Origin of the sequence: Rhizobacter sp. Root1221 (assembly GCF_001425785.1) — a bacterium.
Classification (GTDB): Bacteria; Pseudomonadota; Gammaproteobacteria; order Burkholderiales; family Burkholderiaceae_C; genus Rhizobacter.
In genome coordinates, this window is the sequence record NZ_LMDI01000076.1 from 207152 (window position 1) to 220390 (window position 13239).

Consider the following 13239-nt stretch of genomic DNA (forward strand, 5'->3'; position numbering starts at 1 on the left):
TCAGTCCTCGATGCCGCGCTGGGCCGGCACACCGGCGTTGAAGTGGTGCTTGACGAGCGTCATCTCGGTGACCGTGTCGGCGAGGTCGATCAACTCCTGCGGCGCCCCGCGCCCGGTCAGCACCACGTTCACGTGCGGCGGCCGCTCGCGCAGGCAGGCGAGCACCGGTTCGAGCGGCAGCCAGCCGTAGCGCAGCGGGTAGGTGATCTCGTCGAGCACCACGAGGAAGTGTTCGCCGGCGCGGATGGTGGCCTCGGCGCGCGCCCAGCCGTCGCGGGCGAGCTGCGCGGAGTGCTCGAGGTCCTTGCTCTTCCAGCTGAAGCCGTCACCGAGGCCCTCGATGGGCACGCCGAGCTGCTCGAACATGCGGTGTTCGCCGAAGCGGGCCGAAGGCACCTTCATGAACTGGTAGATCTTGACAGCCTTGCCACGCCCATGCGCGCGCAGCGCAAGGCCGAACGCCGCGGTGCTCTTGCCCTTGCCGTCGCCTGTGTGGACCAGAACGAGGCCGCGCCGGTCGCCCTCGGGGCGGTCGTAGCGTTTTTCGGTGGGGGGTTGTTCGATGTCCATCAGGATCTCCGTGGAAAGCGCACTGTAGCGCCGGTTGAAACACGCGCTTGCCATGCAGCGCCGGACGCCACGAGCAGCGCCATCAGCACGAGCGCCAGGGCGCGGGAAAGAGGTTCGGGGGCGGTCACCGCGTCCGGCTGTTTCACCAGCAGGATGCCGTGCCGCGGAGGTTCGGTCGCGGGGGTGGGCTCGGGTGTCGGTGCGGGTGCGGGCGGCGCAACAACGGCAGGCCGCAGCGGCCGTGGCAGGACGCCCTGCGCCGCGTGCCACTGGTCGGCACGCACCACACCCGGGGCCGCGGCCTGCCAGCCCCGCAACGCGTGCAGCACCTTGCCCACCTCGCGCCGGCCCGCGGCGCCTTCGGCCCGCATCGCGGCCTGCCACGCGGGGTGCAGCAGTTGCGAACGCAGCTCGATGGCCACCGCCTGCGCCGCCGGCATCGTGGTGGCTGCGCTGGTGTCCTGCAACTGGCTGACGTAGAGCGCCACCGGCACGGTGCGGCCCGCCACCTTCGCCGCGGCCGCGAGCCCGCCGAGGTACTGGAACGGCTCGTCCGACGTCAGCACCCCGTACAGGTTCGACGACCGCGAGAGCATCGCCGCATCGGTGTGCCGGAGGTGGGCGGCAAGCGAGGCCCGCGCCGCGCCCGGCGCCAGGGTGCCAGCAGCCACCCCGTCGACGTACGGCTGGCTCATCTGCGCGAGGAACCGTTCCCCCGCACTTGACTGCCCTGCCCCCACGCCGCTGCCGTAGGCGCCCGGCAGGTTGCCGAACACCCGTGCACGCGCCAACGTGCGGGCGGTCGCCGGGTCCACGCCACGGCGCAGCAGCGTGTCGGCCACGGCGCGGTCGTTGGCCGCGATCGGGTTGTCGGGCTCGGCCGCAGCCGCGGCGGCCACGGCCTTGTCGAGCAGTGCCATCAGCGCGGGAAACTGGTCGCGGTACGAGCCGGTGATGCTCAGCAGCACGTCCACACGCGGGCGCCCCAGTTCGGCCGCCGGTATCACGCGCAGGCCGGTGGGCCGGCCGCTGTCGTCCCACACCGGCTGCACCCCCAGCGCCACGAGCGCCTGCGCTTCCATCACACCCTGCTGGCGCACCGTTTCGCCGGCCCACAGCGACAGCGCCACGCGCTGCGGTACTTCGCCCTGGTGAGCCGTGCGCCAGCCGGCCAGCCAGCGGTCGAACAGCGCGGTGGCCACGCCGTAGGCGGCCGGTGTGGGCAACCGGGCCGGGTCGAGGCCCACGAGGTTGCGGCCGGTGGGCAAGCTTTCGGGGTGGCGCACCGGGTCACCGCCCGGGCCCGCGGTGACGAAACCACCCGCCAGCGCGTGCAGCAGCGCGGGCATCTCGCCTTCGGTGGCCAGCAGGCCGTCGAGCGCACGGGCGCGTTCGGCGAGCGGGTGCGTGGGGTCGTCGAACGCCGCATCCACCCAGCGTGCGGCCTCGCCGGGCCGTTCGAGCGCCCACTGGTCCCCGAAACGCTCGCGCAGCGGCCCGCGCAAGGCCTGGAGGACGGTGCGGCGGCGCTGCGCGGCGTCAGGCACCTGGCCGAACACGGCCAGGCCCTGCGGCTGCACTGCCTGTGCCAGCGCGTCGAGGTGCGGGTGCAGGGCCGCCACGAACCCGTTGAAGTCCGCCGCCACACGTGCCGCGGACCAGCCCAGGTCACGGTGCAGGCCGTGGGCCACCAGGCGGCCGGCGGCCTGCTGCTGCAGCGCGGCCTTCAGCGGCCCCGGTTCGGCCACCGACCACTGGTGCAGCAGCTCGTGCACGTCCCCCACGGCCGGTGCCAGCCCCGCCACCGCCAGCACCGGCGTGCGGTGGCTCAGCAGCAGCGCCCGGCCGCGGCGTTTGGCGGTCATCGCCTCGCCCACGTTGTCGACGATGTACGGGTAGATGACCGGCAGGTCACCGAGCGGCAGCCAGGCGTCGTCCCACACGTCCAGCCCGCGCGCCTTGCCCGCGGCCCATTCCTGCGTGCCGTGGGTGCCGAAGTGGATCAGGGCATCGGCCGCGTGTTGCGCCCACAGGTAGGTGGCGAGGTACCGGTGCGACGGCGGTGCCGTCGCACGGTGATCGTCCGTGCCGGTGTCTCCCCGAGGAGGCTGCAACACCACCGAGAGATGGCCGGCCCGCAGGCGCGAGATCACGAACACGCGCTCCCCGTCGCGGGTGACCACGGACGGGCTGCGCCCGGGCGCCCCCCAGCGCGCCGCGATGCGGTCGCGCACGGCCACCGGCAGGCCCGACCACCAGTGCATGTACACGGCCAAGGGCAACGTGGCGGCCTCACCGGGCGCTGGCGCGGCCAGGCCGGCCTCCCACTGCGCCGCGCTCACGGCCGGCACGGTGTACCCCGCCTCGGCCAGGCCCTCGCTCACCCGCGCGAGGCTGCGGGGCACGTTCAGGAACGACGTGGTCTGCGGGTACACCATGGCCACCACGCGCTTGCCGGCCACCGGCAGGCGCTGCAGCTGCACGAGGCGCATGGCCTTGTCGACGACGGCCTGCGCCTGCCGGTCGATCAGGTCCACGCGCCGGCCGCCATCGGCCATCGCCACCACCACCACCGGGTCGATGGCGCCGGCCGCCTCGGGCCAGACGAGGTACGGCGGCACGTCCGCCGGTGCGAGGCCGGCGGGGTCGGCGGACCAGGCGGCTTCATCGCCCTTGCGGTACGGCAGCGTGGACAGCACCGGCACGTCCCACCGCGCGAAGAGGGGCTGCAGGGCGGCGGCCTGTGACAGCAGCTGGTGGGTCACGATCACCGAGGCCATCGGGCGGCCGTCCACCGTCATGAGCTGCGCCAGCCCGGCCAGGTCGGCCTGCGGACAGAACACTGCCACGGCCTGCAGGCCGCTGCGCTCGAACATCCGCAACCACCGGTCGAGCCAGGCGGCCCCGCCGTTGACGAAGTTGGCGCGGTGCACGAGCACGGCCACGAGCGGCCGGTCGTCGTGCCGCCAGGCGCGCAACGCTGCAGGGCTGTCGAACGGGGCCGGGGCATCCGGGTGGTAGACGCCTTTCAGTGGCCAGCGCTCGATGGGCACCGCGGCCACGGGCCGGCCGGCCGCGAGTGCCACGGCCTGCGCCAGGTTGTGTTCACCGCCCGCCACCAGGTAGCCCGCCACACCACGAGGTGGTGCCGACGGCGTGGCCCAGACCACCCGCGGGCCTGCCGGCAGTTCGGCACCGAGCAGCGCCTCCAGCCGCCGCGCGGCCAGCGCGTGCGGTGCGTCCACCCACACCACCGCGGCCTGCGCCAGGCGTTGCCGCACGTCGTCGCGTTCGGTGGCGGTCAAGGCCGGTTCGCCGCTCAACGGAAATTCGGTGTGCACCACGTCGAACCCGGCGGCGCGGCCCAGCCGCTCGACCATCGCGGTGCGCGCCACCGGCGTGATGTCGGACGTGACCCACCACAACGTGGCCGCCTGCGCGGCACCACCCGCGAGCAACAGGCAACAGGCGAGCAGGTGCTTCACCGCGCGGTCCCGGACGCCTCGGGTTCCGGCACGTACACCACGCTGCCGTCGGCCAGCCGGTATGCCACGCCAGCACGCACGCCGTCGCCCGCGCTGGCGCCACCGGCCCCCTTGAACCGCACCTCGCGGCCGTGCTCGCGCACCACCAGCTCCATGTCGGGCTGGCCGGCGCGCCGCACCGCGGACGCGTCGCTCGCCGAAGACGCCCCGATCGCCGCCAGCAGCGCCACCACCAGCACGAGGAACACGTCGACGAGGTTGACGGCCGACAGCATCGGGTCGTCGTCGTCGTCGCCGAGGATGGAGAGGTGTTTCATGGGCAACCGATGTCACCCCGGTTTGTCATCCCGGCGAAAGGCAAGAACAAGCGGTCACCCCGGCGCAGGCCGGGGTCTCCAACGTTGGCGACTGCATGGACAGTCGAGATGTCTGGCGCTGGCGGCGTGAGCGAACGCCCCCCGGCAACACGGGGTGCCGACCAAGACGCCGTACAGCGATCTTTCCCGCTCCCCGGTGGAGATCCCGGCCTGCGCCGGGATGACCGAGGGGGTGCGAAAGGGCGTCCGCCGGGACGACGGGGACACGATCCGTTCACGCCGCCACCCCACGCGCCTTGCGCTCGGCCAGCAGTTCCCCGAGCAGCCAGCGCCGGCGTACCGAGTACACGGCCAGCCCGATGCTCGCGGCGGCCAGCGACAGCACCACCCCGGCGAATGCGCCGCTGAACACCGTCAGCGCCTGCGCCCCCTGCCCCGTGGCGACGTGCTGCAGCGCCGGCCCGAGCGGGATCATCGTGGCGATCAGCCCGAGCATGGGGCTCAGCCGGCTCAGCAGCCGCACCGGCTCGATCTGGCGCAGCACCTGCAGTTCCAGTTCCTCGAGCGACACACCCTCCGCGACCGCCAGCGCGCGAAACCCCGGGTGACGGGCGCGCTGCACGGCCTCCATCAGCGTGCGCCCGCCGGACCACAGCGCGTACACGAACGCCAGCGCCACCAGCACCAGCACCGGCCACAACAGGGCCTGGGCCACCTGGGCAAAACCTGCTTCGATCATCGGAACCACGCCGCCACGGCGCCCGGGTTGGAGGGGAAATAGGTGTGCACGTAACTCGCCGTCAGGCGCCCGCGGCGGTACACCGCCTCGGCCGTGCCGCGCCCGCTGGGCGAGGTGGCGCGGGCCAGGGGTTCGAGCGGCGTGGTGAGCGTGGAGTAGTGGAACGTGTGCCCGCGCACGCGGCCCTCGGGCAGGTCCACGGCCTGCAGCCCGATCGCCGCAAGGCGCCGCTGCATCACGGCTTCGCCGGGCAACACGCCGGCCATCGTGTGGCGGGTGCCGTCGGTGCCCACCAGCGTGTCGAGCAGGTACAGCAACCCGCCGCACTCGGCCAGCAGCGGCTTGCCCGCGGCATCGTGCGCGCGCAGCGCGCCGGCCATGCCCCGGGCGGCCGACAGCGCCGGGGCGTGCAGTTCGGGGTAGCCGCCGGGCAACCACACCGCATCGCACGGCGGCAGCGCGGTGTCGTGCAACGGCGAGAACCACGCGATGCGTGCGCCCATCGCCTCCAGGCACCGCACGTTGGCGGGGTACACGAACGACAACGCGGTGTCGCGTGCGATGGCCACGGTGACCCCGTCGAGCAGCCGCTCCACGGCCTCGGCAGGCGCAGCGTCGAACACCACCTCGGGAGCCTCGAAGGCCGGCACCACCGCCTGGGCCCACGCATCGGCCCAGCGGTCGAGCCGGGCGTCCACGTCGGGCAGTTCCATGGCCTGCACGAGGCCGAGGTGCCGTTCCGGCATCGACAGCGCGGTGTCGCGGCCCAGCGCGGCCACGAGCGGCAGGTGCGGTGGCAGGGCCTCGCCCACCATCCGCGCATGCCCGGGGCTGCCCACGCGGTTGGCCACCACGCCGGCGAACGTCAGCCCGGGCTGGTAGGTGGCGAGCCCGTGTGCGAGGGCGCCGAAGGTCTGTGCCATCGCCCCCGCGTCGATCACGGCGAGCACCGGCAGGCCGAACGTTCGGGCCAGGTCGGCGCTGCTCGGGTCCCCGTCGTAGAGGCCCATGACCCCCTCGACAAGGACCAGGTCCGCGCCATGCGCTGCTTCCGCCAGGAGACCGCGGCAGTGGTCCACGCCACCCATGAACAGGTCGAGCTGGAACACCGGGTGGCCGCTGGCGCGTTCGAGCAGCATCGGGTCGAGGAAGTCGGGGCCGGTCTTGAACACACGCACCCGCTGGCCGAGCCGCGTGTGGTGGCGGGCGATCGCCGCGGTGACGCTCGTCTTGCCCTGGCCCGAGGCGGGCGCGCTGATCATCAGGGCGCGGGTCACAGCTGGGGCACCGCCATCCACGACGTGCCGGCCCGTTCGATGCGGATGGCCCCGCCGAACACCTGCACCATCCGGGCATGCAGCGCCGGGTCGTCGCGCGACCCTTCGGCACACACGCGGCCGCCGGCCATCACCACGATGCGATCGGCCAGCAGCGCCAGCGGCAGGTCGTGCAACACGCTGACCACCGTGCGTCCTTCGGCGCCGAGGCGCTGCAGCAGCCGCACGAGGGCCACCTGGTGCGGCGGGTCGAGGTGGGTGGTGGGTTCGTCGAGCAGCAGCACCGGCGCATCCACGGCGAGCGCCCGCGCCAGCAGCACCCGCTGGCGCTCCCCGCCCGACAGCTCGTGCAGGCGGCGGTCGGCCCAGCTTTCGCATTCGGTCATGGCCATGGCCCGGCGCACGGCGGCCTCGTCGGCGGGCCCCGGCGACGCAAAAAGCCCGAGGTGCGGCACACGGCCCAGCATCACGATGTCGCGTGCGGTGAGTTCGCCGCTCGCCTCGCCCTGCTGCGCGAGCCACGCCACGCGCCGCGCGCGTTCGGCCAGGCGCCAGGCCGACAGCACCTTGCCTTCGAGCGTGACCGTGCCCCGTTCGGCAGGCTGCAGCCCCACGAGCACCCGCAGCAGCGTGGACTTGCCCGCGCCGTTCGGCCCCACGATGGCCGTCCAGCCGGGCGACAGCGCCACCGACACCCCGTGCAGCACGGGGCGGCCACCGCGAACGACATCCACCCCGGCTGCGGACAACAGGCCGGCCGTCATGCGAACCGCCTCCGGTGCAGCAGCCACAGCAGGTAGCAGCCCCCGAGCACGGCGGTGAGCACGCCCACCGGCAGCTCCTGCGGCGCCACGAGCGACCGCGCCAGCACGTCGGCCCCGAGCAGCAGCGCGCCGCCCATGCCGGCGCTGGCCAGCAGCAGGTACCCGTGGGCAGACGGTGCGAAGCGCCGCACGAGGTGCGGCGCCACGAGCCCGACGAACGCCACGAGCCCCGCCTGCGACACGGCCAGGCCGGTGGCCAGCGCCAGCGCCACGATCAGCACGACCCGCACGCGGGTGAGCGACAGCCCGAGGCTGATGGCGCTTTCCTCACCGAGCGTGAGCGCATCGAGCGCCCGCGCGAGCCGCCACGACACGGGGCCCGCCACGACGAGGCCGGCCAGCAGCACCCAGCAGCTGTCCCAGCCGAGGAACCCGGTGGACCCGACGAGGAAGGCCTGCTTGCCACGCAAGGCGTCGGGTGCCAGCGTGGTGACCATGTCGCTGGCGGCGCCCAGCACCACCCCGACGATCACGCCGGCCAGCAGCAGCCGCACGGTCTGCTGCGCCCCGCGCGCCAGCGCCACCGTGAGCGACACCCCCCCGAGCGCCCCGAGGAAGGCCGCGCCCACGAGCCCCAGGCGCGACACCGCATCGGCGGTGGCCAGCCCGATGGCGTGGCCGGTCAAGGCACTGCCCCCCAGCACCAGCACGACACCGAGCGACGCCCCCGACGCGGACCCGAGCAGGTACGGATCGGCCAGCGGGTTGCGAAAGAGCCCCTGCGCGATGGCCCCGGCCAGGCCGAACAGCGCGCCGGTGAGCCACGCCCCGAGCGTGCGGGGGGCGCGGATCTGGCCCACGATCAGTGGCCCGTCGGGCGACCACGCCAGCTGCCACGCGGCGGCCGGCGACCAGCCGTCGCTGCCCGCAGCCAGCCCGGCCGCGGCCAGCACGGCGGCCAGCAGCACGAGCGTGACGGCGAGAAGCCGGCGGCGGCGCTGTTCGACGTCGGCCATCAGCGCCGTGCCTTGTCGAGCCCGGCGAGGCAGTGGGCGAGGATCAGCGCCGCCTCGCCCATGCGCGGCCCCGGGCGGATCAGGAATTCATACTGGTCGGCCGGGAAGCTGCACCAGCGGCGCTGCTGCACCGACTTCAGCGTGCCCCAGCCCGGGCGCGACGGCATGGCTTCCACGTTGCGCGCCGAGGCCATCAGGATGTCGGGCTGCGCGCGCACCACGAACTCGGGGTTGAGTTTCGGGAACGGCCCGAATTCGGGCCCCACGATGTTGCCCATGCCCAGGCGGGTGAGCGTTTCGCCGATGAACGACGAGCGGCCGGCCGCGTACGACGAGCCGTCCACCTCGAAATAGACCCGCTGCCCGCGCACGCCGGCGGGCACGCCTTCGGCAGCGGTCTTGATGTCACGTTCGATCGCCGCCCACGCCACCACGGCGCGGTCCGGCGTGCCCAGCACCTTGGCGAGGGTCTCCAGGCCGCGTTGCACCTCGGCATGGTTGTTGGAGTCGATCACGAGCACCTTGAGGCCGAGCTGCTCGAGGCGGTCGATGATGCGGGCCGACGGTGCCACGATCACCAGGTCGGGCTTCAGCGCCACGATGCGTTCCACCTGGGCATCCTCCAGCCCGCCGAGTTTCGGCAGCGCGAGCACCTCGGCCGGCACGTTCGAGAACCGGTCGGTGCCGACGAGGCGCGCGCAGCCCCCGAGCGCGCACACCCCTTCCGTGAGCGACGGCATCAGCGTGACGATGCGCTGCGGCGGCGCCGGCAACGTGAGCGTGCGGCCGCGGTGGTCGGGCACGGTGACCGGCGCGGCCAGGGCCCACGCGGGCAAGGCGCCGAGCAACGCGGCAACGAGGAATCGGCGGATCATGGGTTCCCGGACTTTCGTTTCACGGCCACCGGCAGGCCGGCCACCATCAGCGTCACTTCGCCGCATGCGGCCGCCACGAGCTGGTGCAGGCGGCCGAGTTCATCGACGAACCGCCGGGCCTCGCGCGTGAGCGGCGACAGGCCGAGGCCGATTTCGTTCGAGACCAGCACCACCGGGCCCGGCGCCGACGCCAGTGCGGCCGCCACATCGTCGAACAGCGCAGGCAACCCGGCCGAGTCCACGGCCGGGCCGTGCAGCGGCATCAACAGGTTCGTCAACCACAGGGTCAGGCAATCGACCACCACGAGCCGGTGCGCCTGGCTGTGGGCGCGCAGCGCCCCGGCCAAGTCGCGCGGCTCTTCCACCGTGCCGAGGCCGGGCACCCGCTCGGCCCGGTCGCGCCGGTGAATCGCGATGCGGTCGGCCATCTCGGCGTCGCCCGCAAAGGCCGTGGCGATGAGCACGGCCTCGCGGCCGGGCGTGGCGAGCCACGCGGCCGCGAGGCCCTCGGCGCGCCGCGACTTGCCGCTGCGCTGCCCGCCGAGGAGGAAGTGGTGGTCGTTGGCTGGGTTCATGGTCTCAGATTTTCGGCGACCAGCGCACGCCCACGAACACCGTCATCGGGCTCGTCACGTACGTGTTGGCCAACTGGTACTTCTTGTCGAAGAAGTTGTCCACGCGGGCCAGCAGGCGCCAGTCCGAGCTGAGCTTGTGCTGCAGGTCGAGGTTCACGATCGAGTAGCCGCCGAGCACCGTCGTGTTCGCCACGTTGTCATACCGCTTGTCGGACACCTGCCATTGCGCGCCCACCGTGGTGTCGCCCAGGTCCTTGTCGATGTTGAACGAGGCAAAGCGCGGGGCGCGCCGGGCGAGGCGCCGTTCGACACCTTCGTTCATCGACTTCGCCGACAGGAAATCGATGGAGCCGGCGATGCGCAACCCGTCGGCGGTGTAGGCGCTCGTGAGCGTCACGCCCTTGAGCGTGGCGTCTCCGGCATTGCTGTAACAGCCGAACTCGCTGGAGCACGGCCCCGGTTCACCGAAGACGATCAGGTCGGTGATGCGGTTGCGGTACACCGTGGCACTCGACTCGAACGCACCCGCGCGGTGGTGCAGCGCGAGTTCTAGGTTGCTGCGCGAGCGCTCGGCCTTCAGGCCGGAATTGCCGAACTCCGCGGAAAACTGTTGGTACACCGTGGGCGCGCGGAACCCGTTGCTGAGCGTCGATTGCACGCGCCAGCCTTCGGCCACGTCGACCCCGGCCCCGATGGAACCGGTGTTCGCGCTGCCGAACGCATCGTTGCGGTCATGCCGCCCGTTCACCTGGAACGCGAGACCATCCTGGCGCCAGCCCCATCCGAGCGCGACGGCATCCTGGGTGCGGGTGTTCACTGCATTGGCCACGTCCGTGTTGACGAGGTGGTCCTCGCGCCGCTCCAGCGTGGCATTCACCGTGTGCTTGCCGAGCCGAACGTCGTTCTGCCACGTGCTGGTGCGCACGCGGGTGTCGGTGGTGTACACATTCGGGCGGGTCGCGTAGTGGTCCTTCGCCTGGCCGAAGCTGAGGGTGCTTCTCCATTCCGGCAGCCACTGCGCCGCCCACAGCGCGCTCACCGATTCGAGGTCGTGCAGGGCGTGGTCATCGGCTGCGGTGACGGGGGCCGGGTCGTATTGGCCGTCGACGTGGCTGCGCAGCGCCGAGACCTCCAGACGCTGGCCGTCCGTCACATCCACCCCAAGGCGTCCGCTGCCGCCGTTGCTGCGGTAACCGTCGCGGTCGGGGTTGCCCGTGGTCCTCGTGCTGAAGCCCGTGCTCTGCTCGGACAGGCCCGACAGCGCGAAGTCGACGCGCCCGTACTTGCCGGACACGCTGGCGTCGGACTTGACCGTGCCGTAGTCACCGCCCCCGAGGCCCACGTCGAACTGCGTGCCGGGCTCGCCACGGCGCGTGAAGATCTGGATCACGCCGCCGATGGCGTCGGAGCCGTACACGGCGCTGGCCGGGCCACGCAGCACTTCGATGCGCTCGATCTGGCTCAGCGGGATGGCCTCCCAGTTCACGCCGCCGGTGGTCTGGGTGTCTACACGCACACCATCGATCAGCACGGCCGTGAAACGGGTGTCGCCGCCGCGGATGTACACCGACGTGGCGCCAGCCGGCCCACCGCTGCGTGCCATCTGAACGCCCGGCACGCGGCGCAACAGGTCGGCCACGGCACCGCCCTGGTGGCGTTCGATGACGCTGCGGTCTATCACGGTCACGTCGGCGATCACCTCCCGCAACGGCACAGCGGACCGCGTGGCCGTGACCACCACGGGTTCCAGGCGCGGGGCCTCGGTTTGGGCGAACGCGGCACCACCCGCCAGCACGAGGACGGGCGAACACAGGCGCGCGTTGCGCCACATCGGATTTTTCATGGAAGGAGACTGCAGACAAGTTCCAGGCCCCTGCTTCCCCGCAAGGGTCTGTCATCGGGGTGTGCGTGCACACCCCACCTCGTTGGCCGGTATCCGGGCTGGCGGACCGACCCGTGCGACCTTCCCAGGAGAACCTCCCAGTGGTGTATGCACACGAGTTGACATGGGGTGAACCACATCGTCCGCTGACCGTTGCGGGGGCAGCGCAGGCGGGACACCGGTCCGATGGACTGGTTTCCTCTGCTTCCCGTTTAACTGCACCGGCGTGAGGACCGGCACGAGCACCAACAGGCGGGATTGTAAGTGGGCCGGACCTGCACCCTACAATGGGCGCCAGACCGTCGTCACCTGAGAGCCCACGCTTGCCATGTCGAAGACCCAAGAACTCGCTGAACGGGTGGAGCGCCTGCTGCTGCGACATGAAGAACTCAAGCGCACGCACGACCTCCTCGCGCAGCAGCTGACCACCGTCACGCAGGAGCGCGACAACCTGCGCTCGCGCCTGAACGCCGCGCGCGGCCGCATCGACGCGCTGCTGCACCGCCTGCCCACCGACGCACCCGCCGGGGAAGACCAATGAAGCAGATCGAAGTCACCATCATGGGGCAGAGCTACATCCTCGGCTGCCCCGAAGGCGGCGAGACGTCGCTGCTCGAGGCGGTGGCCAACGTGGACCGCGAAATGAGCGCCATCCGCGACGCGGGCCGCGTGAAGGCGCGCGAACGCATCGCCGTGCTCGCGGCGCTGAACCTGGCGTACGCGCTGGCCGAACGGCCGTTGGCGCCGCCGCCGGGCGCCGCGCCGGCATCGGCCGACGATGGCCACATCGACGCGCTCATCCGCCGCGTGGACCAGGCCCTGGGCGCCGATGGCCAGTTGCTGTGAACGATGCCGCAATGGGACCCGGAATACCCGGGGCTTCCAATGCGGCGGGCGCGTGCCGCGTAGAATGAATTCGTCCGCTGCATTCGCGTGAGTTTTATATTTCCTTGAACCGATGCTCGTATGAGCAAGGGCTTGGAACATCGCCTGGTTGGTGCGATCGTCTCGCGTCAGATGAACCCGAAACCAGGCTGACCTCGCCCACCTGAACTGCCTGGGTTCAGGAATGCGGCTCACGGTTTGCGGCGGACACCCTCATCCTCCGTGTCCTGTCCCGCGCATGACCCACCAGTTCTGGCTGATGAAAAGCGAGCCCGACGAGTGCTCGATCGACGACCTCGAAGCGGCTCCCGGCCAGACCATCCCGTGGATCGGCGTTCGCAACTACCAGGCGCGCAACTTCATGCTGAACGGCATGCGCGTCGGTGACGGCGTGCTGTTCTACCACTCGTCGTGTGCCGTCCCCGGCGTGGCAGGCCTCGCCGAAGTAGCGAGCGCCCCCTATCCCGACCCCAGCCAGTTCGACCCGAAGAGCCCATACGCCGATCCCAAGTCCCCGCCCGACAAGCCGCGCTGGTCGCTCGTGGACGTGCACTTCCAGCGCAAGACGCGCCTGTTGCCGCTGAAGGAAATGCGCGACGCCCCCGAACTCGCGAGCATGGTGCTGTTGAAGCCGGGTAGCCGGTTGTCGATCACGCCGGTGACGGTGGATGAGTGGCGGGCGGTGTTGAAGCGGCTTGGGTAGTTGGGCGCAGACGCCAAGTCGCGTCCTCATGCGCCCCCGTCATTCCGGCGAAAGCCCACTACTGTCCGGAATAATTTCCCCCTCAGTTGAACAGGGGCGGTTGGGCGGCGGCGAAGGCTTGCGCGGCTTGCCTTCGTCGTCGATACAACTG

At 71.9% G+C, this 13239-nt stretch carries 13 protein-coding genes, 1 other RNA gene and 1 riboswitch; of the genes, 4 read left to right on the forward strand and 10 right to left on the reverse strand.

Features of this window, described 5'->3' with window-relative positions:
• From cobO to ASC87_RS30410, 10 genes are all read right to left on the reverse strand, one after another.
• On the reverse strand, positions 1 to 570 hold the full coding sequence (cobO, locus tag ASC87_RS30365) for a cob(I)yrinic acid a,c-diamide adenosyltransferase (protein ID WP_056672118.1): 570 nt from the start codon (positions 568 to 570) through the stop codon (positions 1 to 3).
• Entirely contained in the window at positions 570 to 4055 is a 3486-nt protein-coding gene (locus ASC87_RS30370; protein WP_056672121.1) for a cobaltochelatase subunit CobN, read from the reverse strand. The genes cobO and ASC87_RS30370 overlap by 1 nt, the downstream gene beginning before the upstream one ends.
• A complete protein-coding gene (locus ASC87_RS30375) occupies positions 4052 to 4372 on the reverse strand; it encodes a DUF2149 domain-containing protein (RefSeq protein WP_056672123.1) in 321 nt (106 codons plus the stop codon). Before ASC87_RS30375 ends, ASC87_RS30370 begins: the two co-directional genes overlap by 4 nt.
• 274 nt (positions 4373 to 4646) lie before the next feature.
• On the reverse strand, positions 4647 to 5111 hold the full coding sequence (locus ASC87_RS30380) for a hypothetical protein (RefSeq protein WP_056672131.1): 465 nt from the start codon (positions 5109 to 5111) through the stop codon (positions 4647 to 4649).
• Complete coding sequence (locus ASC87_RS30385; protein WP_056672209.1) at positions 5108 to 6373, reverse strand: cobyrinate a,c-diamide synthase; 1266 nt, start codon at positions 6371 to 6373, stop codon at positions 5108 to 5110. The genes ASC87_RS30380 and ASC87_RS30385 overlap by 4 nt, the downstream gene beginning before the upstream one ends.
• Positions 6374 to 6384: 11 nt before the next feature.
• Entirely contained in the window at positions 6385 to 7152 is a 768-nt protein-coding gene (locus tag ASC87_RS30390) for an ABC transporter ATP-binding protein (protein ID WP_056672134.1), read from the reverse strand.
• Positions 7149 to 8168, reverse strand: a complete 1020-nt coding sequence (locus ASC87_RS30395) for an iron ABC transporter permease (RefSeq protein ID WP_056672137.1) — start codon at positions 8166 to 8168, stop codon at positions 7149 to 7151. Before ASC87_RS30395 ends, ASC87_RS30390 begins: the two co-directional genes overlap by 4 nt.
• Positions 8168 to 9043 carry an ABC transporter substrate-binding protein gene (locus tag ASC87_RS30400; protein ID WP_056672142.1) on the reverse strand — a complete coding sequence of 292 codons (876 nt, stop codon included), beginning with the start codon at positions 9041 to 9043 and terminating at the stop codon, positions 8168 to 8170. Before ASC87_RS30400 ends, ASC87_RS30395 begins: the two co-directional genes overlap by 1 nt.
• Complete coding sequence (locus ASC87_RS30405; RefSeq protein WP_056672145.1) at positions 9040 to 9618, reverse strand: bifunctional adenosylcobinamide kinase/adenosylcobinamide-phosphate guanylyltransferase; 579 nt, start codon at positions 9616 to 9618, stop codon at positions 9040 to 9042. Before ASC87_RS30405 ends, ASC87_RS30400 begins: the two co-directional genes overlap by 4 nt.
• 4 nt (positions 9619 to 9622) lie before the next feature.
• Positions 9623 to 11461, reverse strand: a complete 1839-nt coding sequence (locus ASC87_RS30410; protein ID WP_082569073.1) for a TonB-dependent receptor domain-containing protein — start codon at positions 11459 to 11461, stop codon at positions 9623 to 9625.
• Between the two features lie 66 nt (positions 11462 to 11527).
• A riboswitch (cobalamin riboswitch) is annotated at positions 11528 to 11765 on the reverse strand.
• Positions 11766 to 11828: 63 nt separating this feature from the next.
• Here ASC87_RS30410 and ASC87_RS30415 point away from each other — a divergent pair.
• The 4 genes from ASC87_RS30415 to ASC87_RS30425 all read left to right on the forward strand — a co-directional run bounded on the left by ASC87_RS30415 (position 11829) and on the right by ASC87_RS30425 (position 13088).
• The gene (locus ASC87_RS30415) at positions 11829 to 12041 is read left to right on the forward strand and encodes a hypothetical protein (protein ID WP_056672149.1); all 213 of its coding nucleotides are present in this window, start codon (positions 11829 to 11831) and stop codon (positions 12039 to 12041) included.
• Positions 12038 to 12346, forward strand: coding sequence for a cell division protein ZapA (locus ASC87_RS30420; RefSeq protein ID WP_056672152.1), 309 nt, complete (start codon positions 12038 to 12040; stop codon positions 12344 to 12346). Before ASC87_RS30415 ends, ASC87_RS30420 begins: the two co-directional genes overlap by 4 nt.
• Before the next feature lie 71 nt (positions 12347 to 12417).
• Positions 12418 to 12596: non-coding RNA, 6S RNA (ssrS, locus tag ASC87_RS31415), on the forward strand.
• A gap of 27 nt (positions 12597 to 12623) precedes the next feature.
• The gene (locus ASC87_RS30425) at positions 12624 to 13088 is read left to right on the forward strand and encodes an EVE domain-containing protein (protein WP_056672155.1); all 465 of its coding nucleotides are present in this window, start codon (positions 12624 to 12626) and stop codon (positions 13086 to 13088) included.
• Positions 13089 to 13239: the final 151 nt, after the last annotated feature.